Source organism: Pseudomonas sp. NPDC090203, from assembly GCF_044746765.1.
GTDB classification, from domain to species: Bacteria; Pseudomonadota; Gammaproteobacteria; order Pseudomonadales; family Pseudomonadaceae; genus Aquipseudomonas; species Aquipseudomonas putida_AD.
In genome coordinates this window covers 227215-250774 of record NZ_JBIVCV010000008.1, presented here as the reverse complement: position 1 = coordinate 250774, position 23560 = coordinate 227215, and the positions used below count along the sequence as shown (strand labels likewise).

Here is a 23560-nt window from a genome sequence, read left to right as displayed (position 1 = left end):
ACGTTTCAGCGAGTCAACAGAAAAAGCTCTAAAACTTGCCCACAGCCCGCGCATGGCGTGGCTTTCGCCTTTTCGAGTTGCCCCCAGAGATTGTGCGTGTGGCTGTGGATAAGGTGGGCAAAACCCCTTGCAGGCCATATGGCATAAGGCTTTGCGTGGGTTGTACGTTTTTTGTACAGCGGGATCGTCTCATGAAGTTGTACGACGATTGTTGCCAGCGGGCTTGATCCTGAGCCGTCTGGGCGGGCATTCTCCAGAACTTTCCTACGCGCAACGCCGCTTGCGTTTACCCAGGGCTTATACCGATAAGGCCGCAAACCCAGTCAGGAGAACTACATGACTTCCACCGTCTTCATCACCGGCGCCACTTCCGGGTTTGGCGAAGCCTGCGCACGACGTTTTGCAGAGGCGGGCTGGTCGCTGGTGCTGACCGGCCGCCGCGAAGACCGCCTGCAGGCCCTCAAGGCCGATCTGTCCAAGCAGACCAAGGTCCACACCCTGACGCTGGACGTGCGTGATCGCGCAGCCATGGAGAAGGCCATCGACGGCCTGCCGGCCGAGTTCGCCAAGATCCGTGGACTCATCAACAACGCAGGCCTGGCCTTGGGTATCGACCCTGCGCCCAAGTGCGATCTGGATGACTGGGACACCATGATCGACACCAACGTCAAAGGTCTGGTCTACACCACCCGCCTGCTGCTTTCGCGCCTGATCGCCTACGGCCGTGGCGCGAGCATCGTCAACCTGGGTTCGGTGGCGGGTAACTATCCGTATCCGGGCGGCAACGTGTATGGCGGCTCGAAAGCGTTCGTCGGTCAGTTCTCGCTGAACCTGCGCAACGACCTGATCGGCACTGGCGTGCGCGTGACGAACCTGGAGCCGGGCCTGTGCGAAAGCGAGTTCTCGCTAGTGCGTTTCGGCGGTGACCAGGCCAAGTACGACGCCACCTACGCGGGCGCCGAGCCGATCCAGCCGCAAGACATCGCAGACACCATCTTCTGGATCATGAACACCCCGGCCCACGTCAACGTGAACAACCTGGAGCTGATGCCGGTGAGCCAGACCTGGGCTGGCTTTGCGATTGACCGTACACGTGGTGAGACGAAGTAATCAGCCTGTGCTGGTCTTGTAGGAGCGCGCTTGCCCGCGATTGCGATCCAGCTGGCGACTACGCCCCGTAGCAGCACGGCTTGCCGGCGGGAGCGGTGTGTCAGACACCTCACGATTGACTGACACACCGTTATCGCGGGCAAGCGCGCTCCTACAGGTTAATCACGGAAATATTCAGCCAAACCGATATAGCAGGTCGCCAGGTGATACGGCGTGGTCGAGGGCATGTCGCTGCGGCTGACCTGGCCTTGGTTATCCAGGCACTCGTTCCAGCCGCCTGCATGCAGAAAACGCTGCTGCAAGGCGTTCAACTGGCGCGCCAGCAATGCCTGACTGTCAGGGCGAAGGGTCAGTGCGCGCAGGTACTCGGCCTGGGCCCAGATGCGCTGGGTGCCGTCTTTGACTGATCCATCCACCTCCAACATCGCCACCACCGCCCCTGTAAGCGGATCGACGCCTTGCGCCTGGGCGTGGGCGAATGCCGTGGTCAGCGAGCGATGCAGCGGTGTGCCGCGCAGATGCTTCGAGGACTCCAGCAGATAGAACCATTCGAACTGATGCCCAGGCTCTGACCAGTTATCCACAGCGTCCAGCGGCTTCTCCAGCATCACGCCGTGGGCGACATCCACAAAGCGTCGCTGCATGGCTTCGGCCAGTGCGTCGAGTGCGGCGAGGGTGTCTTCGTCTTCGCGCACCTCAAGCGTCGCCAGAAAGGCCTCGGCCAGGTGCATCAACGGGTTCTGCAGAGGCCCTGCGTCCAGCGAAGACCAGTCCTCGTTCAGCACCGCTTCATACAGGCCATCGCCATCGGCGAATTGCTCGGCGACTACGTGCAGCGCTGCGTTGAGTACCGATTCGACCAGCGGCTCGCGGACCTTGGCCCAGTAATGGGCGCAGGCAAAGATGATGAACGCGTGGGTATAGAGGTCCTTGCGGCGGTCCAGCGGCGCGCCCTGTGGATCGATGCTGTAGAACCAGCCGCCATGCTCGGCATCGTGGAAATGCCGCTGCAGGGAACGGAACAGTGCGGCGGCGCGCACCTCGGCGTCCGGCACCCGAGGGTTGCCGATGAAGCTGGCAAACAGGAACAACTGCCGCGCGCAGGCCATGGCGCGATAGCGCTGGGGCGGCAATGGCTGATGCGCCGCATCCAGTGCCTCATAGGGCAGCGCCATGTCCGCATTCCAGCCCGGCCCCTGCCACAGCGGCACGATCGTTTGCATGAAGTGCTGCTGCACGGCATGGAACACAGCGGACAGTTCAGGCTTGGCGGCGGGGAGGGAAGCGTCTGGCATTGGATGGCGTCACGGCAGGAGGCAAATTGCGCGACATGGTAGCAGGAGGCGGGGATTTTGAGTCAGAAGCGGATCAATTGTAGGAGCGCGCTTGCCCGCGATCACGATCCAACTGGCGAAGACGCGCCGTAGCAGCACGGCTTGCCGGCGGGAGCGGTGTGTCAGTCAATGGTGAGGTGTCTGACACACCGCTTTCGCGGGCAAGCGCGCTCCTACAAAAGCTTCAACCGGCGAACAACCACAGGCCAGTCGCAGCCGACAGCGCGCCTGCAATCCGCACCACGGGCGCGGCAGCGGCTGGCAGGAAACGCACCACGGCGTAGCCTGCGGCATGCAGCGCAGCGGTCGCGGCGACGAAGCCTGCGGCATAGCCCCACGGGCTCGACATCTCAGGCAGCTCCAGACCGTGAGCCACGCCGTGGAACATCGCAAACAGCGCGGTCGCCGTTACGGCCATGAACAGCGGCGGACGCACCGCCAGCGCCACCGCCAGTCCCAGCGCAAACACCGACGCCGCGATCCCGCTTTCCAGGCCAGGCAATTCCAGCCCTTCGAAACCCAGCAGGCCGCCGATCAGCATGGTGCCGACAAAGGCGCACGGCAGGGCCCAGCGCGCCGCGCCTTTCTGCTGCGCAGCCCACAGGCCCACGGCAACCATCGCCAGCAGGTGATCGAGGCCGCCCAGCGGGTGACCTATACCGGCCATCAAGCCGCTTTCGTCGTGACCGGGGTGGGCAAAGGCCAGCGCCGGTGCCAGCAGCAGCGCCAGGGCGCCGAATACTTTTCTGCAGTTCATGTAGGGATTTTCCTTGAGTGAAAGAAATCAGGCAGCGGTCAGCAGACCCTGACGCTCGATGAAGGCGATGATGTCCTCCAGGCCATGGCCGGTTTTCTGGTTGCTGAACACGAAGGGCTTGTCGCCGCGCATCTTCCTGGTGTCGCGGTCCATCATCTCCAGCGACGCGCCCACTAGCGGCGCCAGGTCGATCTTGTTGATCACCAGCAGGTCAGACTTGCAGATCCCCGGCCCGCCCTTGCGTGGCAGCTTGTCGCCCGCCGAGACGTCGATCACGTAGATGGTCAGGTCCGACAGCTCAGGGCTGAAGGTTGCCGAGAGGTTGTCGCCGCCGGACTCGACGATGATCAGGTCCAGGCCTTCGAAGCGGCGGTTCAACTGGTCGACGGCTTCCAGGTTGATCGAAGCGTCTTCACGAATTGCCGTGTGCGGGCAGCCGCCGGTCTCCACGCCGATGATGCGCTCAGGCGCCAGTGCCTCGTTTCGCACCAGGAAGTCGGCGTCTTCGCGGGTGTAGATGTCGTTTGTGACCACGGCGAGGTTGTAGCGCTCGCGCAGGGCCAGGCACAGGGCAAGGGTCAGGGCGGTCTTGCCGGATCCGACCGGGCCGCCGATGCCGACTCGCAAGGGTTGGCTGTTCATCAAATGCTCTCCATTTAATCTTCTTGTGCGGTTCGTGTTGGCTGATATCAGGATCGAAACAGGCGGCTGTACTGGCGTTCATGGGCCATGCTCGACAGCGCCAGGCCGAACGGGGCACTGCCGAGATGCTCGGGGTCACGTTCAGTGGCGTGCCGCTGGGCCTGTTGCAGCAAAGGCGTAAGTTCGCTGGTCAGACGCTGAGCAGCCTGCTGGCCCAAAGGCAGGGTTTTCATCAGGACCGCCAACTGGTTTTCCAGCCAGCTCCATAGCCAGGCGGCCAGGGCGTCCTGCGGATCGATCTGCCAGGCACGGGCGGCCAGCGCCCAGCCCAGGGCCAGGTGCGGCTCATCGATTTGCCGCAGAAAATCCCGCGCAGGCTGATCTAGCTCCGGCAGGCCGTTGAGCAGTTGTTGCAACGAATAGCCCATCTGTCGGCTCTCCAGATGCAGCTCGCGGGTTTCGCGGCTGGCGCGGTGTTCTTCGCTCAATTGCAGCAGGCTCGCCCAGTCTTCCTGTGCGGCGGCTGTGCAATGGGCGAGTAACAACGGCGCCTCAAAACGGGCGAGGTTGAGCAGCAGTTGATCGCCGATCCAGCGGGCCGCGCTCTGCGGATCCTTGACCACGGCGTTCTCCACCGCCATCTCCAGCCCCTGTGAGTAGCTGTAGCCGCCAATGGGCAACTGCGGGCTCGCCAGGCGCAGCAGCGCCCAAGCCTTGTTCATGGACGTGGGCTCATTTGCGTACGCCGAACTGGTGAATGCGCGGGGCGTAGTTGAAGTCTTCTTCTCCAGCCCGCGAGTGATGATGGCCGCCACCGTAGGCGCCATGTTCGGGCTGGAACGGCGCTTCGATGGATTCCGTGGTCGCGCCCAGTTGGTCGAGCATGGCCTTGAGCACGTAGTCGTCGAGCAGCCGCAGCCAGCCGTCGCCGACCTGAAGTGCGACGTGGCGGTTACCCAGGTGATAGGCCGCACGGGTCAGTTCGAAGGCGCTGCTGCAGGTGACGTGCATCAGTTGCTCAGGGCGAGCACAAACCCGCACGATGCGGCCGTCTTCGGCCTTGAGAAAATCGCCGTCACGCAACGGCGGTTGGCCACGCTCCAGGAACAGGCCAACGTCTTCGCCCTCGGCACTGAAACAGCGCAGGCGGCTTTTACTGCGCGCCTCGAAATTCAAATGCAGCTCGGCGGCCCATTCAGCCTGGGGCTCGATTCGTGTGTGAATCACCAGCATCGGAAAACTTCCAGCAATGTGCGATGCCATGTCTAGAGCAAGTGGCTTGCCAATCGGGGAAGTCTGAGGAAATTGCCTACAAATAGTGCGTGCGGGTCAGGCGTGGGATTTGATCGTGGGGTTTATTGGTGCGAGCGGGAATTAAACGCACCCATCTGGTGCGCCGCTGTAGGAGCGCGCTTGCCCGCGATTGCAGTGTGTCAGACGGCATCGATGGCACAGATACACCGCCGTCGCGGGCAAGCGCGCTCCTACAGGGTTTGCCTGGGAAATCGTCACTCGGTACTGCCCAACCCCTGCCAGCGCTTGGCGCCGATGAAGATGAAGCGCAATTGCTGGGTGATCTTCGCCCGAGGCGTCAGGTGTTCGGCCAGAGTCACGGATGGCGGGTCGATGAGTTCGGGGAGCATGGCGAACACGCTCTTGACCACAAGGTCGGCCATGACCGATAGGTCATCGGTGTTGAGGTGATGAAATTTGGGCATCGACGCAAGGTCGGTGGCAAGGTCGGCAATGATGCCTTCGCGCAGCGCGCCCAGTGCCTGGCGCACTTTCAGCGAGCCGCCGTACTGTTCGCGTGCCAGAAACAGGAATTGCGAACGATTGGCCGCCACCACATCGAGAAAGATGCGCACCGACGCATCGATGATGCCGCTGTTGAGGTTGTCGTTGCGGCGCACCCGGCGAATGGTTTCACGGAATGTCTGGCCGACTTCGCTGACCAGCGCCAGGCCCAGGTGGTCCATGTCGTCGAAGTGTCGATAGAAGCCGGTGGGCACGATGCCAGCGGTTTTGGCCACCTCGCGCAGGCTCAGGCTGCCAAAACCCCGGCCGCTCTCCATCAGCCCCCGTGCTGCATCGAGCAGGGCGTGGCGAGTCTGCTGTTTCTGTTCGGCGCGGGGCAACATGAGCGTGTGCATCTGAGTGAAGAATGGTCCGCACTCTAACAAATGCGCTTGCGGTGCGTCGAACCGGATCGACGCATCAAAACTGTAGGAGTGAGCTTGCTCGCGATTGCGGGGTGTCGGTCACTACAAGTGTTACAGGCAGATCCCCATCGCGAGCAAGCTCACTCCTACAGGGATCGGGGAGGACGTGATATTTCAGGAAACGCGCTGATACTGCTGCACCAGGCGATCCGGGCCGTTATCGGCCACGCGCTGATACTGGTTGATCACGCGGTTGGTGTTGTCCTGGGCCAGGGTTGGCAGACCAACTTGCTGGGCCGCTTTCACTTCGCCGAGCACAGGTTGTTCGCTGGCAGGCATGGCGAACGCGCTCGAGGCGAGGAGGGAAAGGGTCAGGGCGATCAGTTGGCGTTTCATGAATGTGTGCTCCTCGAGAGGGCGTGTAGAGAACATGGAGTGAATTTTACCGGCGCCGCCTGGATAAAGAAGTTCAAAGGGCTGATGGTGACCATCGACGGAATTGATTCAGGGCTGCAGGCCAGGCAGGACAAGGCTTTCAGGGCGCACCCGCCCCGTAGCAGTCCGGCTTGCCGGCGTCGGCATCCTTGAGATCGATGACGCCGGCAAGCCGCACTGCCACGGGTTTTTTGATATTTCATCAAACCCACGCGGCTTTTGTCAGTCGAACGTCGCAATGACGTGTAAGACGCGCCCGGGAAGGTGCGTCGGTATTTGGGAGATTACGCAATGACGCGAGGACGCAAGATTTTCGCCTGGACGGTCGGCATCGTGCTGCTGTTGCTGGCCATTCTGATCATCGTGATCGCCACCTTCGACTGGAACCGGCTCAAGCCGACCATCAACGAAAAAGTGTCTGCCGAGATCCACCGACCGTTCGCCATCAACGGCAATCTGGCCGTGCTCTGGCGCCGCGAGCCGGATGAAGGCGGCTGGCGCGCCTGGGTGCCGTGGCCGCACATGTCGGCTGAAGACATCACTTTGGGTAACCCCGAATGGTCTAAAGAGCCTCAAATGGTTACCCTCAAGCGAGTGGAAATGCGCCTCGCGCCGCTGCCGCTTCTGGCTCAACGCGTAGTGATCCCGCGCATCGACCTGACCGAGCCCAATGCCAGAATCGAACGTCTGGCCGATGGCCGCGCCAACTGGGTGTTCGACCTGCCCAAGAGCGATCCCAACGCCGAGCCTTCCAGTTGGGTCATGGACATTGGCTCGATCGGCTTTGACAAGGGTCATGTCAGCTACAACGACAAAATGATCAATACCTCGGTGGACGTCGTGATCGACCCGCTGGGCAAGCCGATTCCGTTCAGCGACATCGTGGGCAGCGGCGAGGCCAAGAAGGTCCAGGACAAGGGCGCATCGGCGCAGGACTACGCCTTCGGCTTCACCGCCAAGGGCCAGTATCACGGCCAGGCACTCAATGGCAGCGGCAAGGTTGGCGGGTTGCTGGCGCTCAAGGACGCGGCTCTGCCGTTTCCGGTTCAGGCCGATGTCAGCGCGGGCAACACCCGGGTGGCGGTCGCAGGCACCGTGACCGATCCGCAAAACCTCGGCGAACTGGACCTGCGCCTCAAGCTGTCGGGTGACAGCCTGGGCAACCTGTATCCGCTGACCGGCGTAACCCTTCCCGATTCTCCGCCGTACTCGACCGACGGTCGCCTGATCGCCAAGCTTCATGATCCGGCGGGCGCAGCGTTTCAGTACAAGGGCTTCAACGGCAAGATCGGTAGCAGTGACATCCACGGCGACCTGAGTTTCGTGGCCAGCCAGCCGCGTCCCAAGCTGACCGGCGCGCTGGTGTCCAACCAGTTGCTGATGACCGACCTCAAGCCGCTGATCGGTGCTGACTCCAACGCCGAGCAGAAATCCCGTGGCGGCGAGAGCAAGCAGCCTAAGGACAAGGTGTTACCGGTCGAGGAATTCAAGACTGATCGCTGGAGCGCGATGGACGCCGACGTGGAATTCACCGGCAAGAAGATCGTGCAGAGCGCTGAATTGCCCTTTACCGACCTCTATACCCACGTCGTGCTCAATGATGGTCAGTTGAGCCTTCAACCCCTGCGTTTCGGCGTGGCCGGTGGCAAGCTCGATGCCGACATCAAGCTCAATGGTCACACTCAGCCGCTGGAAGGCCGGGCGAAGCTGACCGCGCGCAACTTCAAGCTCAAGCAGCTATTCCCGACCTTCGAACCGATGAAGACCAGTTTCGGTGAGTTGAATGGTGATGCCGACATCAGCGGCAAGGGCAACTCGGTGGCGGCGTTGCTGGGCACGGCCAATGGCGAGCTGAAAATGCTGGTCAACGATGGCGCGGTCAGCCGCGACCTGATGGAGATCGCCGGGCTAAACGTCGGTAACTACGTGGTCGGCAAGTTGTTCGGCGACAAGGAAGTGAAGATCAACTGCGCGGCGTCCGATCTTGGGATCAAGGATGGTCTGGCCACGACCAGGCTGTTCGTGTTCGATACCGAGAACGCGATCATCTACATCGATGGCACGGCGAACATGAAGACCGAGCAGCTGGACATGAAGATCAGTCCGGAATCCAAGGGCTTCCGTGTGTTCTCCCTGCGCTCGCCGCTGTATGTGCGCGGGCCGTTCATCAAGCCCAACGCAGGTGTGGAAACCGGGCCGTTGTTGCTGCGTGGAGCCGGGATGGTCTTGCTGGGCGCGGCGGTGGGGCCTGCGGCAGGGCTGCTGGCGCTGGTCGCACCAAGCGGCGGCGAGCCGAACCAGTGCGCGCCGTTGCTTGAGCAGATGCGGGCGGGCAAGGCGCCAAAAACCGTGCAATAGGCGCTGCCGTCCCGTAGCAGCACGGCTTGCCGGCGTCAGCGTCTTTGGAATCGCCGACGCCGGCAAGCCGGACTGCTACGGGCCTGGGTTCTTCGATCTGTAGGAGCGCGCTTGCCCGCGACGGCGGTATGTCTGTGATGAATGTGTTTACGGACACACCGCCGTCGCGGGCAAGCGCGCTCCTACGGGATCTGGGGCACAAAAAAAGCCAGGACACTGTCCTGGCTTTTTTACATCTGCCTTCAATCATCACAGCCCGTCGAGAATGTCCGCCATGTCGTCGGCGTGTTCCTCTTCCTGGGCCAGGATTTCCTCGAAGATACGGCGGGTGGTCGGGTCTTTGTCGCCGATGTACTGAATGATTTCACGATAGCTGTCGATGGCAATGCGCTCGGCGATCAAGTCTTCGGTGACCATTTCTTTCAGCGTATTACCCGCCACATACTGCGCGTGGGAATTCTTGGACAGCAGGTCAGGATTCAACTCAGGCTCGCCACCCAATTGCACAATACGCTCGGCGAGTTTGTCGGCGTGCTCGGCTTCCTGATTGGAATGCTCGAGAAATTCGGCGGCAGCCACTTGGGCTTTCACGCCCTTGGCCATGTAGTAATGGCGCTTGTACCGAAGCACGCAGACCCACTCGGTGGCCAGCGATGCATTGAGCAGGCGAATGATCTCTTCGCGGTCGCCATCGTAGCCTTCGGTCACGGCACCGTTTTCAACATTGTGACGCGCGCGCTCGCGCAGGGTGCTGACATCGGTTAATTGCTGCACATCGCTCATCATTTTTCTCCAGGGCTGATCCGGTTAATCCCGTCTCGCTCTTGATGGGCCGGTCACGAAAGGTCTGACCGGCCCTTGGCAAGATCGGGTCTTAAGGTGTGAGTGGTGCGCGAGGGGAAAAGTTTGATTTGTTTGCCGGCTTACATCGCCCGTTCGTTCGCCTCACGCTGCTCGCAGGTCATGAAGCCCTTGTTGTCCACCCGACCGTTGGCATTGAAGGTGACGTAGTAGGTCTGCTGGTGGCCGTCCTTGTTCAGGACGTAGTTGTTGCAGGTGCCAGGGTGAACCTTGCGGTGCATTCGGGTGGAGGGCTCGCCGCCGATGGTCAGCACTTGCTGCTCGGTCATGCCGTCGTCGACTTGCTTGACCAGCGGCTCATTGCGATAGGTGGCGTAGTCCACCGGGTTTTGCAGGGTTGTCGATGAACAGCCGGCCAGTGCGGCCATTGCAAACACTACTGCCAGAGATTGCTTGTACATAACCGGACACTCCACTGAAAGGCCATTAGTGGCCCGTTGCAGTTATGAGCCTCGGCGGATTGAAAGAGTTCGATCCAATAGATGGCGATGGGGCATTACTTGTTTTTGTCATCATCGATGAACGCTTTGCGACTACTGTCTGTAGGAGCGCGCTTGCCCGCGACCGCAGTGTGTCAGACACAGGACGGCACCAGACACACCGCGGTCGCGGACAAGCGCGCTCCTACAGAATCAGGTGAGGGCTCAGGTAGTCATGACGCAAGATCAGGCCACGCAGTACCCCATTGTGTTGGTACCCGGGTTGTTGGGGTTCGTGAAGCTGGTGGTCTATCCCTATTGGTTCGGCATTGCCTCGGCGCTGCGTCGCGGCGGGGCGACGGTGATTCCGGTGATGGTTTCGGCGGTGAACTCTTCCGAGATCCGCGGCGAGCAATTGCTGGAGCGAATCGAGGAAATCCTCAGGGAAACCGGCGCGCAGAAGGTCAACCTCATCGGCCACAGCCAGGGCGCGTTGACCATCCGCTATGTGGCCGGGGTTCGCCCGGACCTGGTGGCTTCGGTGACATCGGTGGCCGGGCCCAATCACGGTTCGGAACTGGCGGATTTTCTCGAAGAGCACTTCCCGGTCAGCAAACTGCGCGGGCGGATGGTGCATGCCGTCATTCGCCTGAGCACCCTGGCGCTGGCGCTGCTCGACACCGGCTATCGCGGCACCCGGCTGCCCACCGACGTGCATGCCGCCCATGGCTCGCTCACCTCCAAGGGTGTCGCGAAATTCAATGCCTTGTTTCCCCAGGGCCTGCCGCTTGAGTGGGGCGGGCAGGGGCCTGAACTGGTCAACGGTGTGCGTTATTACTCTTGGTCCGGCACCTTGCAGCCGGGCCTGACTGACCGTGGCAAGAACCTGTTCGATACGACGAACCTGACCTGCCGGATGTTCGCCCGCACCTTCACCCGCGAGCGGGAGAGCGATGGGATGGTCGGGCGTTTCAGTTCGCACCTGGGCACGGTCATTGGCGACAACTTCCCCCTCGATCATTTCGATATCGTGAATCAGCACCTGGGGCTGGTGGGCAAGGGCGCGGAACCGGTGCGGCTGTTCATGGAGCACGCCGCACGGCTCAAATCAGTCGGCCTTTGACGCCGTTGCCTGGGGCTTGCTGCGCAGGGGTGTGGTCCAGCGCTCGGCCAGGATCACTCCACTGAGGGTCAGCGCACCGCCGATGAAGTGATACACCGCCAGTTGTTCGCCCAGCGCCAATGCCGCCACCAGCGCAGTGAAAATGGGCACCAGATTGAAGAACAGCGTGGTGCGGCTGGGGCCGAGCAGGGTGATGGCCTTCATCCACAACAGCGGCGCGATCATCGACACCGGAATGCAGGCATAGAGCACCAGCGGGATGTTGCTGGCGTTGAGGCCGGTCTTGGGCGAGAGCAGGAACAGTGGAAACAGCGCGACAATTGCCACCAGCACTTGCAGGTACAACAGTTGCAGCGGCGGCATGCGTAACTGCCACTTCTTCAATAGCGTGCTGTAGGTGGCGTAGGCAAAGGCGGCGACCAGCATCATCGCGTCTCCCAGATTGACCCCGTGGGCCACCAGTACCGTCCAGCTGCCCTGGGACACCACCAGCAGCACTCCCGCAAATGACACCCCGGCGCCGACCAGCGCGCCTGCCGTGAGCGCGGTGCCCAGGCTGGCAATCGACAGGCCAAGGGTCATCACAGGCACCAGTGACAGGATGATCCCCATGTTGGTCGCCGTGGTAATGCCCGCAGCGTAGTAGGCCAGGCTCTGATAGACCGCCATGCCCAGCACGCCGAGCACCGCAATCTTGCCCAGGATCGGCTTGACCTGCGCACGGTTGCGCAGCACCGGGCCCAGCAGGAACGGGGTGAACAGCAGGCCCGCCAGCAGCCACCGATAGAAGCCGATTTCCGCCGGAAAGATTCGCCCGGCTGCCGCCTTGGTGATGACGTTGTTGCCCGCCCAGAGCATGACGGTGAACAGGGGGTAGAGGTATTGCATGGCAAGGCCTTGGCAGAGTGAGCGGCCATTATCGACGCGCTGAACCTCGCGTCTACCGTTAAGGGCGGATTCTCTGAAATATGCCGCAATAATCTTTGGCTACACTGCTTTCAAAGCTGCGTATGGACGCGGCGGTCCTGGAGAATGTCGATGAAAATGCTGCGTGTTCCTCTGTTGGTCATGGGCTTGTTGATGTGTGCCCAAGGGTTTGCCGCCACCGCGCAGCAAAACAAGATGACCACCTGCAACGCCGACGCTACCGCCAAATCCCTGAAGGGCGATGAGCGCAAGGCATTCATGAGCACTTGTCTGAAGGCCGCGCCAGCGCCCGCTGCCACCCAGCAGGACAAGATGAAAACCTGTAACGCCACCGCCACCACCCAGGCTCTCAAGGGCGATGCGCGCAAGACGTTCATGAGCGATTGCCTGAAGAAAAAATAGTCCCCCGTAGCAGCACGGCTTGCCGGCGGGAGCGGTGTATCGGCGAAGGGTCGACTGCCTGACACACCGCTCCCGCCGGCAAGCCGTGCTGCTACGTTGCGTGATCTTCAAACACCCGTTGGCAAACCATGGTGTTTCAAATGGTTGCCACGCGACTGACGACACGCTTGGGCGCTGGTCCTCAACAGGGAACGCTGGCAGACTGCCGTACTTCCAAGCCGTTCGTTTTTTGAGGCTGTATGCCAACGTTTTCGCCGCGACAAGTGTATCTGGCCAGCTGCATTCTGGTGTTTGGTGGCCTGCTGCTGGTATTACCGCTCAAATTGCTGCCCAGCCTGCTGGCGGGCCTGCTGGTTTATGAACTGGTCGACATGCTCACCCCGCAACTGCAGCGCCTGATTGCTGGCGAGCGCGCCCGATGGCTGGCGGTGGCGTTGCTGGGCACGCTTGTAGTGACTGTACTGTCGCTGCTGTTTGCCGGCGCGATCAGCTTCGTGCTGCATGAGGCGGAAAACCCCGGCGCCTCGCTGGACAAGTTCATGACCCTGGTCGACCGGGCGCGGGGGCAACTGCCGCCGTTCATCGACGGCTACCTGCCCGCCAGTGCCACCGAGTTCCAGGCTTCCCTCAGCGCCTGGCTGACCAAGCACATCGGCGAGTTGCAGATGCTTGGCAAGGGCGCGGCGCACATGTTCGTGACCCTGCTGATCGGCATGGTCCTGGGCGCGATCATCGCGCTGCAACGCATTCCTGACATCTCCAAGCGCAAGCCGCTGGCCGCCGCGCTGTTCGAACGCTTGCACCTGCTCAGCCAGGCATTTCGCAATATCGTTTTTGCCCAGATCAAGATCTCGGCGCTGAACACGATATTCACCTCGGTGTTTCTGGCGGTGATTCTGCCGTTGTGCGGCGTGCACCTGCCGCTGACCAAGACGCTGATCGTGCTGACGTTCCTGCTGGGCCTGTTGCCGGTGGTGGGCAACCTGATGTCGAACACGCTGATCTTCATCGTCGGCATGTCGCTGTCGATCTGGGTGGCGTTCGCGGCGCTGGGCTATCTGATCGTGATCCACAAGGTCGAGTACTTCCTCAACGCCCGGATCGTGGGCGGGCAGATCAGTGCCAAGTCGTGGGAGTTGCTGCTGGCGATGCTGATCTTCGAAGCGGCCTTTGGCCTGCCGGGGGTGGTGGCAGGGCCGATCTTCTATGCGTATCTCAAGAGCGAGTTGCGCAGGGCGGAGTTGGTTTGACCGGCTGGTAACCAACCCTGTAGGAGCGCGCTTGCCCGCGACCGCGGTGTGTCAGCCCAGAGATTATTCCTGAGACACCGCCGTCGCGGGCAAGCGCGCTCCTACAGGGTGAAGAGAGATCAGCCGTAACGCTTCTTGGCCTCGATCGCCAAGCCTGCGCCGATGCTGCCGAAAATGTTGCCTTCCACGTGCCGTGCCTTGGGCAGCATCGCGGCGACGCTGTTGCGCAGGGCCGGGATGCCGCTGGAGCCGCCGGTGAAGAACACCGTGTCGACGTCGGTCACGCCCACGCCAGCGTCGCCCAGCAATTGCGTCACGCTTTCACGCACACGTTCGAGCAGCGATTCGATCGACGACTCGAACAGTGCGCGGGTCAGGTCGACGCTCAGGCCCGACTCGACGCGATCCATCGGCACCACGCGGTTTTGCGCGTGGGTCAGCTGGATCTTGGTTTCTTCCACTTCCATCGCCAGCCAGTGCCCGGCGCGCTGTTCGATCAGCTTGAACAGGCGGTCAATCCCTAAGGTGTCTTCGATGTCGTAGCGCATGCTGCCCAGCGCCAGTTGCGACTTCTGCGAATACACCGAGTTGATGGTGTGCCAGGTCGCCAGGTTCATGTGGGTGCTGGTGGGCATGAAGGCGCCGCTCTTCATCCGGCTACCGTAGCCGAACAGCGGCATCACGCCTTGCAGGCTCAGTTGCTTGTCGAAGTCGGTCCCGCCGATGTGCACGCCGCCGGTGGCCAGGATGTCGCTCTGGCGCTCATCGACCAGCCGGCGCTCGGGCGACAGGCGCACCAGCGAGAAGTCCGAAGTACCACCGCCGATGTCGACGATGAGCACCAGTTCCTCGCGGTCCAGGGTCGACTCGTAGTCGAATGCCGCCGCAATGGGCTCGAACTGGAAGGACACGTCCTTGAAGCCGATCTTGCGCGCAACCTCGGCCAGGGTATCTTCGGCTTCCTGGTCGGCAGCGGCGTCGTCATCGACGAAATGCACCGGGCGGCCCAGCACCACTTGCTCGAACGACTGGCCAGCGGCGGCTTCGGCGCGCTTTTTCAGCTCACCGATGAACAGCCCCAGCAAGTCCTTGAACGGCATGGCCGTGCCCAGCACGCTGGTGTCGTGCTTGATCAGCTTGGAGCCCAGCAGGCTCTTGAGCGAGCGCATCAGGCGGCCTTCGTAGCCTTCAAGGTACTCGTGCAGCGCCAGGCGACCGTAGACAGGCCGACGTTCTTCGATATTGAAGAAGACCACCGACGGCAGGGTGATCTTGTCGTCCTCCAGCGCGATCAGCGTTTCCGCTCCGGGGCGCAGCCAGCCGACCGTGGAGTTGGAGGTGCCGAAGTCGATGCCTAGGGCACGGGCTGGGGATGGGGTGCTCATGTTCTGTACGTTCCGGTCAAAAAAACGGCCGCGCAGTGTATGCGAGAGTGCGCCGGATGCGTAGCGCGAAACGTCGGTTTATGCGGCTATTTCTTGTCCCCGGGCTTGAACTTGGGCCCTGCACCCCCAATCTTGCAGGCAACTCTCAATGCATTCGGCCTGTTTGAACACCCGTTTCAAGCTTGCGAGGCCGTGTGCCGATAACCTTGCAACATTCAGCGCAGCCAACGTTCTCATCTTTAACGCAGACCGAGATGTGCTGGATTCTCCGGAATGGGTGACCGTTACATGGACTTCAAAGACTATTACAAGATTCTTGGCGTGGAGCCGACGGCGGACGAGAAGACGATCAAGACCGCCTATCGCAAGCTCGCGCGCAAGTATCACCCGGACGTCAGCAAAGAAGCTGGCGCCGAGGACAAGTTCAAAGAGGCCTCCGAGGCCTATGAAGCGCTGAGCGATCCTGAAAAGCGCGCCGAGTACGACGACATTCGCAAGTACGGCCAGCAGGGCCGCTTCCAGCCGCCTCCGGGCTGGCAGGGGCGCGGCGGCGCGGGCCAGGGCTTTGGCGGTGGCGCGGGTGGCTTCGAGGGCGGGGATTTCTCCGATTTCTTCAGCTCGATCTTTGGCAATCGTGGCGGACCACAGGGTGGCCGTCCGCGCAGCTCTGGCCGTCGAGGGCAGGACGTGGAACTGGAACTGGCGATTTTCCTGGAGGAAACCCTCTCCACCGAATCCAAGAAGATCAGCTTCAAGGTGCCGCAGCATGCCGCCAACGGGCAGCGCATGGCTGACATCACCAAGAACCTGAACGTGAAGATTCCGGCGGGCGTCACCGACGGCGAACGCATTCGCCTCAAGGGCCAGGGCGCGCCAGGTGTCGCCGGTGGGGAAAACGGCGATCTGTTCCTGACCATTCGTCTGGCGCCGCACCCCAACTTCGACGTCGAAGGGCATGACCTGATTATCACTGTGCCGCTGGCCCCATGGGAGGCCGCGCTGGGAACCAAGGTCGCGATGCCGACCCTGACCGGCAAGATCAACCTGACCATTCGTCCGGACAGTCAGAGCGGGCAGCGATTGCGGGTCAAAGGTAATGGTCTGTTGAACAAGAAGGGCGAGCGTGGCGATCTGTTCGCGCAACTCAAGATCGTCATGCCCAAGGCCACTGATGATGCCACCAAGGCACTCTGGGAGAAGCTGGCCGAGAAGGCGGCGTTCGATCCGAGGGCTCAATGGAGTAACTGACAATGCGCAACACCCTGGTCGTAGACATGCACGAGTTCTGTCAGGTAGTCGACATGCCGGTCGCCTATGTCATGGAAATCGTCGAGCACGGCATAGTCGAACCCCAGGGTACGCGGCCCGATGAATGGCTGTTCGACACCTATTCGCTGTCGGTGGCCAAACGGGCAGTCAAGCTGCACCACGAACTGGAACTTGAATGGGACGGCGTCGCCCTGGCGCTGAACCTGCTGGACGAGCTTGAGCAGGTGCGGGCCGAGAACCGCATGCTCAAGCAGCGTCTGGGGCGTTTTTTGCTGGATTGAGTGTTCCTGACTCACCTGCCCCGTAGCAGCACGGCTTGCCGGCGGGAGCGGTGTATCAGCAAAGGGTGGACTGCCTGACACGCCGCTCCCGCCGGCAAGCCGTGCTGCTACGGGTGCGTGGTGAGGCTTTTTAGCCCTTCTTCGGCAATACCACGGTGAACGTGGTGCCATCGCCGACGTTCGACGTCACCGTGATACTGCCACTGTGGGCGTTGACCACTTCTTTGACGATGAACAACCCCAACCCCAGGCTGGTCGAGGGGTTGTGATTACCCACTTCTTCATTCAATGAGCGCACCAGCGGGTCGAAAATACTGCCAATCGCTTCCTGCGCAATCGGCTCGCCGTCGTTGTGCACCGACAGGCTGATGTGATGCTCGCTGCCCATCAGCGACACGCTGATCCTGTGGGTCGAGGCGCCGTGTTGCAGGGCGTTGCCGATGAGGTTTTGCAGCAACTGGTCGATCCGCGCCCGGTCCCATTCGCCTTGGGTGTCGCCGGTGGTGGTGAACACCGGATCGCAATCGGGCTGCCCGGCGCTGGCGGCATCGATGGCATCCCGGCAGGCGATGGTCATTTCCATGGGCCTGCGTTCGATCGGTAACGTGGTGCCCAGCCGGCTGCGCACGAACTCCAGCAGATCGTTGACCATGGTCGCCATGTGCCGGCTGCTGCTCTTGATGCGTTTGACGTAGGCCATGTCGGCCTCGCTGATGCCCGCCTTGCGCATCAGTATTTCCGATGACATGCCAATCGCCTGCAATGGCGCGCGCAGGTCGTGACCAAGGATCGCCAGGAAGATGTCCCGCGAGCGGTTCACCCGTTCGGCATAGGCAGCGGTGGATTCGGCCAGGGCCTCGTCGATGGCTTCGTTGAAGCGAATCATGTCGGTAAAATGGCCGATCTGCGGCGAATCCAGGCTTTCCACCCAGAACCGGATGACCGTTGCGCGCAGGTGGCGAAACTCGGAGGTCATCTGCACCAGGTCGAACCCCACCGTGTGGCGCAACTCGCCGTGGCTGGCGGCCGCCTCGTCCAGTGCGGGCGTCTTGCCGACATCCTCGCCCTGGGCCTTGGCGATCTGTTCGGCCTTGGTCTGCGCGGTGTTCATGTCTCGCGCCGCAGCCAGCAGGATGGATTTGGCGTGATCGCGCAATTCCACGCTGTTCAGCGTGTCAGCGGCGGGGGTGAGGGTCGCGGCGAACTTTTCCCATTCATCGACGATGCGGTCCACGTTCTGCACGATGAAGTCGGATAGACGCATGGAAGACAACCTTGCTGGCGTGGCGCTGGATGAGGTGGGGCCATCTTAGCGCCATGTTGTGGCAGGTAGAACAGCGGATTTTCACAGCCACCCCACGGCCTTGTAGGAGCGCGCTTGGTCTGGGCCGCATCCGGACGACGGCGGTGTGTCAGGCAACAACGATGTCACCGGCAAACCGCAATCGCGGGCAAGCGCGCTCCTACAGGCGTTAGAACAGGAAATACCGCTGCGCCATCGGCAACACCTCGGCAGGCTCGCACCACAACAGCACGCCATCGGCCTTGACCTGGTAGGTCTGCGGGTCGACGTCGATCTTTGGCAGGTAGTCATTGTGGATAAGGTCGGCCTTGGTCACGCTGCGGCAACCTTTGACCACGCCAATCTGCTTTTTCAAACCCAGTTGCTCCGGCACGCCGGCATCGAACGCCGCCTGGCTGATGAACGTCAGGCTGCTGGCGTGCAATGAGCTGCCGTAGCTGGCGAACATCGGGCGGTAGTGCACCGGTTGCGGCGTCGGGATCGAGGCGTTGGCGTCGCCCATCAGGCTTGCGGCGATGGAGCCGCCCTTGAGGATCAGCGTCGGCTTGACCCCGAAGAAGGCCGGGCGCCACAGCACCAGGTCCGCCCATTTGCCGACTTCAATCGAGCCCACTTCATGGCTGATGCCGTGGGTGATCGCCGGGTTGATGGTGTATTTGGCGATGTAGCGTTTGGCGCGGAAGTTGTCGTTGCCTTCGCCGTCGCCCGGCAGCGGGCCGCGCTGGCGTTTCATCTTGTCGGCGGTCTGCCAGGTGCGCAGGATCACCTCGCCGACACGGCCCATGGCCTGGCTGTCGGAGCTGAGCATGGAGAACGCGCCCAGGTCATGCAGGATGTCTTCGGCGGCGATGGTTTCGCGGCGGATGCGGCTCTCGGCGAAGGCCACGTCTTCGGCGATGCTCGGGTCCAGGTGATGGCAAACCATCAGCATGTCCAGGTGCTCGTCGATGGTGTTGCGGGTGAACGGCCGGGTCGGGTTGGTCGAACTCGGCAGCACGTTGGGGAAGCCGCAAGCCTTGATGATGTCCGGCGCGTGGCCGCCACCGGCACCTTCGGTGTGGTAGGTGTGAATGGTGCGGTTCTTGAACGCGCCCAGGGTGGTTTCGACGAAACCGGACTCGTTGAGGGTGTCGGTGTGGATCGCCACCTGCACGTCGTACTGGTCGGCGACGCTCAGGCAGTTGTCGATGGCCGCAGGCGTGGTGCCCCAGTCTTCGTGCAGCTTGAGGCCGATGGCGCCGGCTTTCACCTGCTCGATCAAGGGTTCAGGCACACTGACGTTGCCCTTGCCGGTGAAGCCGATGTTCATCGGGAAGGCTTCGGCGGCCTGGAGCATGCGCATCATGTGCCATTTGCCGGGGGTGACGGTGGTGGCGTTGGTGCCCGTCGCAGGGCCCGTGCCGCCGCCGATCATGGTGGTCACGCCGCTCATCAGCGCTTCTTCGATCTGCTGCGGGCAGATGAAGTGGATATGGGTGTCGACACCGCCTGCGGTGAGGATCATGCCTTCACCGGCGATGATCTCGGTGGCCGCGCCGATGGCGATGGTCACATCGGGCTGGATATCCGGGTTGCCGGCCTTGCCGATGGCGGCGATGCGGCCGTTCTTCAGGCCCACGTCGGCCTTGACGATGCCCCAGTGGTCGATGATGAGCGCGTTGGTAATCAGCGTGTCGACGACGTCGTCGGCGTTCAACTGGCCCTGGCCCATGCCGTCGCGGATGACCTTGCCGCCGCCGAACTTCACTTCCTCGCCGTAAACGGTGAAGTCCTTCTCGACCTCGACCCACAGCTCGGTGTCGGCCAGACGCACACGGTCGCCGACGGTGGGGCCGAACATGTCGGCGTAGGCTTGTCTGGAAATCTTCATGACGCTTCCTTGAATTCAAAGAGAGATCACGGGTGTTGCAGCTTCCGTAGGAGCGCGCTTGCCCGCGATTTGCGATGGTCCTGTGACATGGTTATCGCTGACCCGACGCTGTCGCGGGCAAGCGCGCTCCTACAGGGGCGCCGGAAACTAGAGGTCGCCCATCACCCGCCCGGCAAACCCGAACACCCGGCGATGCCCGGCCAGGTCAACCAGCTCGACTTCCCGCGACTGCCCCGGCTCAAAGCGCACGGCGGTGCCCGCCGGGATGTTCAGGCGCATGCCGCGGCTGGTTGCGCGGTCGAAGGTCAGGGCGTCGTTGGTTTCGAAAAAATGGAAATGCGAGCCGACCTGAATGGGCCGGTCGCCGCTGTTGGCGACGCTCAGGGTGACGGTGCGGCGGCCGACATTGAGTTCGATCTCGCCGGGCTGGATCTGGTATTCACCAGGAATCATGCGCTCTTCCTCGACAGTAATTTGTAATAGATGGCGGTGGCCCGGTATTCGCCGTCGGGGTTGCAGGCGTAGTCCGGCAGCTTGCCGCACAGCACGTAGCCCAAGGCGCGATAGAAATCTTCAGCCGGGGAGCCGGCCAGGGTGTCCAGGAACAGCAGCCCGCGCTGATGCTGGTGCGCGGCCTGTTCCACGGCGTGCATCAGTTGCGTGGCCAGGCCATGGCGGCGGGCGTGCTGCATCACCAGAAGCTTCTGCACCTCGGCACGATTGAGTCCGTTGGCCTTCTGGCACAGGGCAAGCTGCACCGTGGCCAGCACCTGCTCGTCCTGCACCACGACCCACAGCAACACGTTGCCTTGCTCGACCTCGGTCTTGACGCCACTCCACCATTGATAGGCCTCGTCGGCATTGATGTCGGCCATGAAGCCCACCGACGCGCCATGCTCGACGGCATCGAGCAACACGCTCACCAGGCCCTGGTGGTAGTGCGCAAAGCTTTCACGGGTCACGCGTCGCAGTTGAGCAGCATTCATGGCGGACATTCCTTTCAGAGAGGGAAGATCAGGCTTTGGCCGGGGCTTGCGAAGGTGGTGCCGAAGCGCCCGGCGACAGGTCAAGTTGCATGAAGGTCAGGTCCAGCCAGCGGCCGAACTTGGTGCCGACCTGCGGCATCTGCCCGGTGGTGACGAAGCCTTCGCGTTGATGCAGGTAGATCGATGCGGCGTTCCCGCTTTCGATGGCCGCGACCATCATGTGCTTGTCGCAGGCCCGGGCGCGTTCGATCAGCGCCTTCATCAGCAGGGGGCCCAGGCCGTTGCCGCGCTGGTCGGCGCGCACGTACACCGAATGCTCCACCGTGTGGCGGAAGCCTTCGAAGGGGCGCCAGTCGCCAAACGAGGAGTAGCCCAGCACCTGATCGGCGTCATCGACCACCACCAGGATCGGATAGGCCTGGGTCTGGCGGGCGGCGAACCACGCCTGGCGGTTGGCAAGGTCCACCGGTTGTTCGTTCCAGATCGCCGTGGTGTTGAGTACGGCGTCGTTGTAGATGTCCAGCACGGCAGGCATGTCAGTCAGCAGTGCGTCACGAATCGTATAAGTCATGTTCGTTTTCACTTGTTCAAAAAGCAGTTTCAGGCGATGGGCTGGTGCACGGTGACCAGTTTGGTGCCGTCGGGAAAGGTCGCCTCGACCTGGATCTCCGGGATCATTTCCGGCACGCCTTCCATCACCTGTTCGCGGCTCAGCAGGGTGGTGCCGTAGTGCATCAGTTCGGCGACGGTCTGGCCATCGCGCGCGCCTTCCAGGAGGGCGGCGGAGATGAAGGCCATGGCTTCCGGGTAATTGAGTTTCAAACCCCGTGCCAACCGCCGCTCGGCCACCAGGCCTGCGGTGAAGATCAGCATCTTGTCTTTTTCGCGTGGAGTCAGGTCCATGTGTTTTTCCGTTTCAAAACCAGATAAGTGAAGACACCCCAACCCTGTAGGAGCGCGCTTGCCCGCGATGGCGCAATACCTGTGCCATGGATATCGACTGGCACAACGCATCGCGGGCAAGCGCGCTCCTACAACGGTTTGGCGGCGATCAGGTACTCCAGATCCTCGGCGCCACCGCCTCGCGGCCAAGCAGGGCCGGGCGCAGCAGCTTCCACAATTCAATCAGCCAGGCTCGCGCATGCAGCGCTTCGTCGGCCAGGCAGCGGGCGACGATCAGCCCCGGCAACTGGCTCAGGTCGCCACGTACCGGAGAATGCTCAGCCCGTTCACGGCACCGCTCCAGCAGTTCTGCGTCTATTTCTCCGGTCACGATCAGCGTCGCGAACACCGGTTTGCCGTCCAGCCCGATCGGCGAATCCAGCAGGCCATCGTCGCCTGTAATGCGCTGGCGCTCATGCCACAACAGCTTGCCGTCGCGGCGAATGTCCAGATGCGCCTGAAAGTGGCCCTGATCGAAACGCTCGCCACTGGCGGGCCGCCCAAGGGCCACCACGTCCCAGTAGAACAGCCGGGCATCGCCTTCAAGCTCGATGCGCGTGGTCAGTTCGGCCTTGGCCTGGCTGAAGACAATCGTCTCCTGCGGCAGCCATTCCAGGGTTGCGCCTGCCGCGACCTTCAGCTCAAGTTGCTGATACGCAGGCCCCGCCGCGCGATACCACTTGGCCGCGCCGGGGCTGGTCAGTTGCGCCCAGGCATCGGGGCCGACCGTGGCGCTGATGTCCAGCCGGTCACCCCCGGCGATGCCGCCGGGCGGGTGGACGATGATGTGCTGGCACACCTCAGGGCCTTCGGCATACAGGTGTTTCTGCACCCGCAGGGGCCCCTTGTGGCGGCGCTCGACCGGCCGCGTGCTGTCGCCGAAACGGCCATAGCCCAGCGCCAGCTCGGCGTGCCAGCTGGGGGTGAACAGGGCGGTGTGGGCAGGAAGATTCATAGTCTTGGTTATCGTATTTCGAAGGCGTCTACCTTAGCCGATCGGCGCGTCAAATGGTCACCAGACCACGCACGCCTTCGGCTTCCATGTTCTCGCCACGGCCCTGCTGAATGATCTCGCCACGGGACATGACGATGTACTGGTCGGCCAGCTCGGCGGCAAAATCGTAGAACTGCTCGACCAGCAGAATCGCCATGTCGCCACGCTCGGCGAGCTTCTTGATGACGGCGCCGATTTCCTTGATGACCGACGGCTGAATACCTTCTGTAGGTTCATCGAGAATCAGCAGGCGAGGGCGGCTGGCCAGTGCTCGGCCAATCGCAAGCTGTTGCTGCTGGCCACCCGAGAGGTCGCCGCCACGGCGATGCTTCATCTGCAGCAGCACCGGGAACAGCTCGTAGATGAACGCGGGCACCTCTTTGGCTTGGGAACCGGGGAAGCGGGAAAGGCCCATCAGCAGGTTTTCTTCCACGGTCAGCCGCCCGAAAATCTCCCGGCCCTGTGGCACGTAGGCGATGCCCGCGTGCACGCGCTGATGCGGCTTGAAACCGGTGATCGGCTTGCCTTCCCACTGCACCGCACCTTCCTTGGCCGGGAGCAGGCCCATCAGGACCTTGAGCAAGGTGGTCTTGCCCACGCCGTTGCGGCCCAGCAGGCAGGTGACTTCGCCGATCTTCACATCGAAAGACAGGCCGCGCAGGATGTGGCTGCCGCCGTAGAACTGATGAAGCTGATTAACGGTTAACAATTTGATTTCCTCGATTCATCAGCCTCAAGCGGCAAGCTTCA

26 protein-coding genes are annotated in these 23560 nt (G+C 62.1%); 7 read left to right on the top strand and 19 right to left on the bottom strand.

Annotated elements, in window-relative coordinates:
• Positions 1-336: 336 nt before the first annotated feature.
• Positions 337-1110 (top strand): SDR family oxidoreductase, encoded by a 774-nt coding sequence (locus ACIPO9_RS16290; protein WP_400782081.1) that lies wholly within the window; start codon positions 337-339, stop codon positions 1108-1110.
• A 158-nt stretch (positions 1111-1268) separates the two neighbouring features.
• On the opposite strand, the gene ACIPO9_RS16285 is transcribed toward ACIPO9_RS16290, so the two are convergent.
• The 7 genes from ACIPO9_RS16285 to ACIPO9_RS16255 all read right to left on the bottom strand — a co-directional run bounded on the left by ACIPO9_RS16285 (position 1269) and on the right by ACIPO9_RS16255 (position 6401).
• Positions 1269-2405, bottom strand: a complete 1137-nt coding sequence (locus ACIPO9_RS16285; RefSeq protein ID WP_400782078.1) for an AGE family epimerase/isomerase — start codon at positions 2403-2405, stop codon at positions 1269-1271.
• Positions 2406-2628: 223 nt separating this feature from the next.
• Positions 2629-3201: a HupE/UreJ family protein gene (locus ACIPO9_RS16280; protein WP_400782077.1), complete on the bottom strand. Its 573-nt coding sequence runs from the start codon at positions 3199-3201 to the stop codon at positions 2629-2631.
• A 27-nt stretch (positions 3202-3228) separates the two neighbouring features.
• On the bottom strand, positions 3229-3843 hold the full coding sequence (gene ureG / locus ACIPO9_RS16275) for an urease accessory protein UreG (RefSeq protein WP_274136825.1): 615 nt from the start codon (positions 3841-3843) through the stop codon (positions 3229-3231).
• Between the two features lie 47 nt (positions 3844-3890).
• Positions 3891-4565, bottom strand: coding sequence for an urease accessory protein UreF (locus tag ACIPO9_RS16270; protein WP_400605518.1), 675 nt, complete (start codon positions 4563-4565; stop codon positions 3891-3893).
• Between the two features lie 10 nt (positions 4566-4575).
• Positions 4576-5076, bottom strand: a complete 501-nt coding sequence (gene ureE, locus ACIPO9_RS16265; protein WP_400605515.1) for an urease accessory protein UreE — start codon at positions 5074-5076, stop codon at positions 4576-4578.
• A gap of 275 nt (positions 5077-5351) precedes the next feature.
• The gene (locus ACIPO9_RS16260) at positions 5352-5984 is read right to left on the bottom strand and encodes a TetR family transcriptional regulator (protein ID WP_274136830.1); all 633 of its coding nucleotides are present in this window, start codon (positions 5982-5984) and stop codon (positions 5352-5354) included.
• Between the two features lie 195 nt (positions 5985-6179).
• Positions 6180-6401 (bottom strand): hypothetical protein, encoded by a 222-nt coding sequence (locus tag ACIPO9_RS16255; protein WP_274136832.1) that lies wholly within the window; start codon positions 6399-6401, stop codon positions 6180-6182.
• Between the two features lie 330 nt (positions 6402-6731).
• Here ACIPO9_RS16255 and ACIPO9_RS16250 point away from each other — a divergent pair, with 330 nt between their 5' ends.
• Positions 6732-8798, top strand: coding sequence for an AsmA family protein (locus tag ACIPO9_RS16250; RefSeq protein ID WP_400782075.1), 2067 nt, complete (start codon positions 6732-6734; stop codon positions 8796-8798).
• Between the two features lie 249 nt (positions 8799-9047).
• Here ACIPO9_RS16250 and ACIPO9_RS16245 read toward each other — a convergent pair whose 3' ends face one another.
• Positions 9048-9581, bottom strand: a complete 534-nt coding sequence (locus ACIPO9_RS16245) for a bacterioferritin (RefSeq protein WP_274136219.1) — start codon at positions 9579-9581, stop codon at positions 9048-9050.
• 140 nt (positions 9582-9721) lie between these two features.
• Positions 9722-10060 (bottom strand): osmotically-inducible lipoprotein OsmE, encoded by a 339-nt coding sequence (gene osmE, locus ACIPO9_RS16240; protein WP_400782073.1) that lies wholly within the window; start codon positions 10058-10060, stop codon positions 9722-9724.
• Positions 10061-10313: 253 nt separating this feature from the next.
• On the opposite strand from osmE, the gene ACIPO9_RS16235 reads away from it, so the two are divergent.
• A complete protein-coding gene (locus ACIPO9_RS16235; protein ID WP_400782071.1) occupies positions 10314-11201 on the top strand; it encodes an esterase/lipase family protein in 888 nt (295 codons plus the stop codon).
• On the opposite strand, the gene ACIPO9_RS16230 is transcribed toward ACIPO9_RS16235, so the two are convergent.
• A complete protein-coding gene (locus tag ACIPO9_RS16230) occupies positions 11187-12089 on the bottom strand; it encodes a DMT family transporter (protein ID WP_400782069.1) in 903 nt (300 codons plus the stop codon). The genes ACIPO9_RS16235 and ACIPO9_RS16230 overlap by 15 nt on opposite strands.
• A 150-nt stretch (positions 12090-12239) precedes the next feature.
• Between ACIPO9_RS16230 and ACIPO9_RS16225 the strand changes: the two genes are divergently transcribed.
• Both ACIPO9_RS16225 and ACIPO9_RS16220 read left to right on the top strand, forming a co-directional pair.
• Positions 12240-12530 carry a PsiF family protein gene (locus tag ACIPO9_RS16225; protein ID WP_274136227.1) on the top strand — a complete coding sequence of 97 codons (291 nt, stop codon included), beginning with the start codon at positions 12240-12242 and terminating at the stop codon, positions 12528-12530.
• Between the two features lie 239 nt (positions 12531-12769).
• Positions 12770-13780: an AI-2E family transporter gene (locus tag ACIPO9_RS16220; protein WP_274136229.1), complete on the top strand. Its 1011-nt coding sequence runs from the start codon at positions 12770-12772 to the stop codon at positions 13778-13780.
• A 119-nt stretch (positions 13781-13899) separates the two neighbouring features.
• On the opposite strand, the gene ACIPO9_RS16215 is transcribed toward ACIPO9_RS16220, so the two are convergent.
• A complete protein-coding gene (locus ACIPO9_RS16215; RefSeq protein ID WP_274136231.1) occupies positions 13900-15165 on the bottom strand; it encodes an Hsp70 family protein in 1266 nt (421 codons plus the stop codon).
• A gap of 288 nt (positions 15166-15453) precedes the next feature.
• On the opposite strand from ACIPO9_RS16215, the gene cbpA reads away from it, so the two are divergent.
• Both cbpA and ACIPO9_RS16205 read left to right on the top strand, forming a co-directional pair.
• Positions 15454-16413, top strand: a complete 960-nt coding sequence (gene cbpA, locus ACIPO9_RS16210; protein ID WP_274136261.1) for a curved DNA-binding protein — start codon at positions 15454-15456, stop codon at positions 16411-16413.
• A gap of 2 nt (positions 16414-16415) precedes the next feature.
• Positions 16416-16715: a chaperone modulator CbpM gene (locus tag ACIPO9_RS16205; protein WP_400782067.1), complete on the top strand. Its 300-nt coding sequence runs from the start codon at positions 16416-16418 to the stop codon at positions 16713-16715.
• 130 nt (positions 16716-16845) lie between these two features.
• On the opposite strand, the gene ACIPO9_RS16200 is transcribed toward ACIPO9_RS16205, so the two are convergent.
• The 8 genes from ACIPO9_RS16200 to urtE all read right to left on the bottom strand — a co-directional run bounded on the left by ACIPO9_RS16200 (position 16846) and on the right by urtE (position 23519).
• Positions 16846-17979 carry a sensor histidine kinase gene (locus ACIPO9_RS16200; protein ID WP_400782065.1) on the bottom strand — a complete coding sequence of 378 codons (1134 nt, stop codon included), beginning with the start codon at positions 17977-17979 and terminating at the stop codon, positions 16846-16848.
• 208 nt (positions 17980-18187) lie between these two features.
• Positions 18188-19888, bottom strand: coding sequence for an urease subunit alpha (ureC, locus tag ACIPO9_RS16195; protein ID WP_400782063.1), 1701 nt, complete (start codon positions 19886-19888; stop codon positions 18188-18190).
• A gap of 147 nt (positions 19889-20035) precedes the next feature.
• Positions 20036-20341: an urease subunit beta gene (locus ACIPO9_RS16190; protein ID WP_274136237.1), complete on the bottom strand. Its 306-nt coding sequence runs from the start codon at positions 20339-20341 to the stop codon at positions 20036-20038.
• A complete protein-coding gene (locus ACIPO9_RS16185) occupies positions 20338-20874 on the bottom strand; it encodes a GNAT family N-acetyltransferase (protein WP_400782061.1) in 537 nt (178 codons plus the stop codon). The genes ACIPO9_RS16190 and ACIPO9_RS16185 overlap by 4 nt, the downstream gene beginning before the upstream one ends.
• Positions 20875-20902: 28 nt before the next feature.
• Complete coding sequence (locus ACIPO9_RS16180) at positions 20903-21445, bottom strand: GNAT family N-acetyltransferase (protein WP_400605498.1); 543 nt, start codon at positions 21443-21445, stop codon at positions 20903-20905.
• Between the two features lie 29 nt (positions 21446-21474).
• Positions 21475-21777 (bottom strand): urease subunit gamma, encoded by a 303-nt coding sequence (gene ureA, locus ACIPO9_RS16175; protein WP_400595077.1) that lies wholly within the window; start codon positions 21775-21777, stop codon positions 21475-21477.
• Between the two features lie 148 nt (positions 21778-21925).
• Positions 21926-22771, bottom strand: coding sequence for an urease accessory protein UreD (locus ACIPO9_RS16170; RefSeq protein ID WP_400782058.1), 846 nt, complete (start codon positions 22769-22771; stop codon positions 21926-21928).
• 49 nt (positions 22772-22820) lie between these two features.
• Positions 22821-23519, bottom strand: coding sequence for an urea ABC transporter ATP-binding subunit UrtE (urtE, locus tag ACIPO9_RS16165; RefSeq protein ID WP_400782055.1), 699 nt, complete (start codon positions 23517-23519; stop codon positions 22821-22823).
• Between the last annotated feature and the right edge of the window lie 41 nt (positions 23520-23560).

What these genes read in the sequence shown, in the direction of transcription:
- ACIPO9_RS16250 (WP_400782075.1), top strand. Translation starts at nt 6,732, where the DNA reads ATGACGCGAGGACGCAAGATTTTCGCCTGGACGGTCGGCATCGTGCTG.
- osmE (WP_400782073.1), bottom strand. Translation starts at nt 10,060, where the DNA reads ATGTACAAGCAATCTCTGGCAGTAGTGTTTGCAATGGCCGCACTGGCC.
- ureC (WP_400782063.1), bottom strand. Translation starts at nt 19,888, where the DNA reads ATGAAGATTTCCAGACAAGCCTACGCCGACATGTTCGGCCCCACCGTC.
- ACIPO9_RS16270 (WP_400605518.1), bottom strand. Translation starts at nt 4,565, where the DNA reads ATGAACAAGGCTTGGGCGCTGCTGCGCCTGGCGAGCCCGCAGTTGCCC.
- ACIPO9_RS16245 (WP_274136219.1), bottom strand. Translation starts at nt 9,581, where the DNA reads ATGAGCGATGTGCAGCAATTAACCGATGTCAGCACCCTGCGCGAGCGC.
- ACIPO9_RS16190 (WP_274136237.1), bottom strand. Translation starts at nt 20,341, where the DNA reads ATGATTCCTGGTGAATACCAGATCCAGCCCGGCGAGATCGAACTCAAT.
- ACIPO9_RS16215 (WP_274136231.1), bottom strand. Translation starts at nt 15,165, where the DNA reads ATGAGCACCCCATCCCCAGCCCGTGCCCTAGGCATCGACTTCGGCACC.
- ACIPO9_RS16185 (WP_400782061.1), bottom strand. Translation starts at nt 20,874, where the DNA reads ATGAATGCTGCTCAACTGCGACGCGTGACCCGTGAAAGCTTTGCGCAC.
- ACIPO9_RS16180 (WP_400605498.1), bottom strand. Translation starts at nt 21,445, where the DNA reads ATGACTTATACGATTCGTGACGCACTGCTGACTGACATGCCTGCCGTG.
- ureE (WP_400605515.1), bottom strand. Translation starts at nt 5,076, where the DNA reads ATGCTGGTGATTCACACACGAATCGAGCCCCAGGCTGAATGGGCCGCC.
- cbpA (WP_274136261.1), top strand. Translation starts at nt 15,454, where the DNA reads ATGGACTTCAAAGACTATTACAAGATTCTTGGCGTGGAGCCGACGGCG.
- ACIPO9_RS16230 (WP_400782069.1), bottom strand. Translation starts at nt 12,089, where the DNA reads ATGCAATACCTCTACCCCCTGTTCACCGTCATGCTCTGGGCGGGCAAC.
- ACIPO9_RS16205 (WP_400782067.1), top strand. Translation starts at nt 16,416, where the DNA reads ATGCGCAACACCCTGGTCGTAGACATGCACGAGTTCTGTCAGGTAGTC.
- ACIPO9_RS16225 (WP_274136227.1), top strand. Translation starts at nt 12,240, where the DNA reads ATGAAAATGCTGCGTGTTCCTCTGTTGGTCATGGGCTTGTTGATGTGT.
- ACIPO9_RS16290 (WP_400782081.1), top strand. Translation starts at nt 337, where the DNA reads ATGACTTCCACCGTCTTCATCACCGGCGCCACTTCCGGGTTTGGCGAA.
- ACIPO9_RS16280 (WP_400782077.1), bottom strand. Translation starts at nt 3,201, where the DNA reads ATGAACTGCAGAAAAGTATTCGGCGCCCTGGCGCTGCTGCTGGCACCG.
- ACIPO9_RS16170 (WP_400782058.1), bottom strand. Translation starts at nt 22,771, where the DNA reads ATGAATCTTCCTGCCCACACCGCCCTGTTCACCCCCAGCTGGCACGCC.
- ureA (WP_400595077.1), bottom strand. Translation starts at nt 21,777, where the DNA reads ATGGACCTGACTCCACGCGAAAAAGACAAGATGCTGATCTTCACCGCA.
- ACIPO9_RS16200 (WP_400782065.1), bottom strand. Translation starts at nt 17,979, where the DNA reads ATGCGTCTATCCGACTTCATCGTGCAGAACGTGGACCGCATCGTCGAT.
- ACIPO9_RS16285 (WP_400782078.1), bottom strand. Translation starts at nt 2,405, where the DNA reads ATGCCAGACGCTTCCCTCCCCGCCGCCAAGCCTGAACTGTCCGCTGTG.
- ACIPO9_RS16255 (WP_274136832.1), bottom strand. Translation starts at nt 6,401, where the DNA reads ATGAAACGCCAACTGATCGCCCTGACCCTTTCCCTCCTCGCCTCGAGC.
- ACIPO9_RS16220 (WP_274136229.1), top strand. Translation starts at nt 12,770, where the DNA reads ATGCCAACGTTTTCGCCGCGACAAGTGTATCTGGCCAGCTGCATTCTG.
- ACIPO9_RS16260 (WP_274136830.1), bottom strand. Translation starts at nt 5,984, where the DNA reads ATGTTGCCCCGCGCCGAACAGAAACAGCAGACTCGCCACGCCCTGCTC.
- ureG (WP_274136825.1), bottom strand. Translation starts at nt 3,843, where the DNA reads ATGAACAGCCAACCCTTGCGAGTCGGCATCGGCGGCCCGGTCGGATCC.
- ACIPO9_RS16235 (WP_400782071.1), top strand. Translation starts at nt 10,314, where the DNA reads ATGACGCAAGATCAGGCCACGCAGTACCCCATTGTGTTGGTACCCGGG.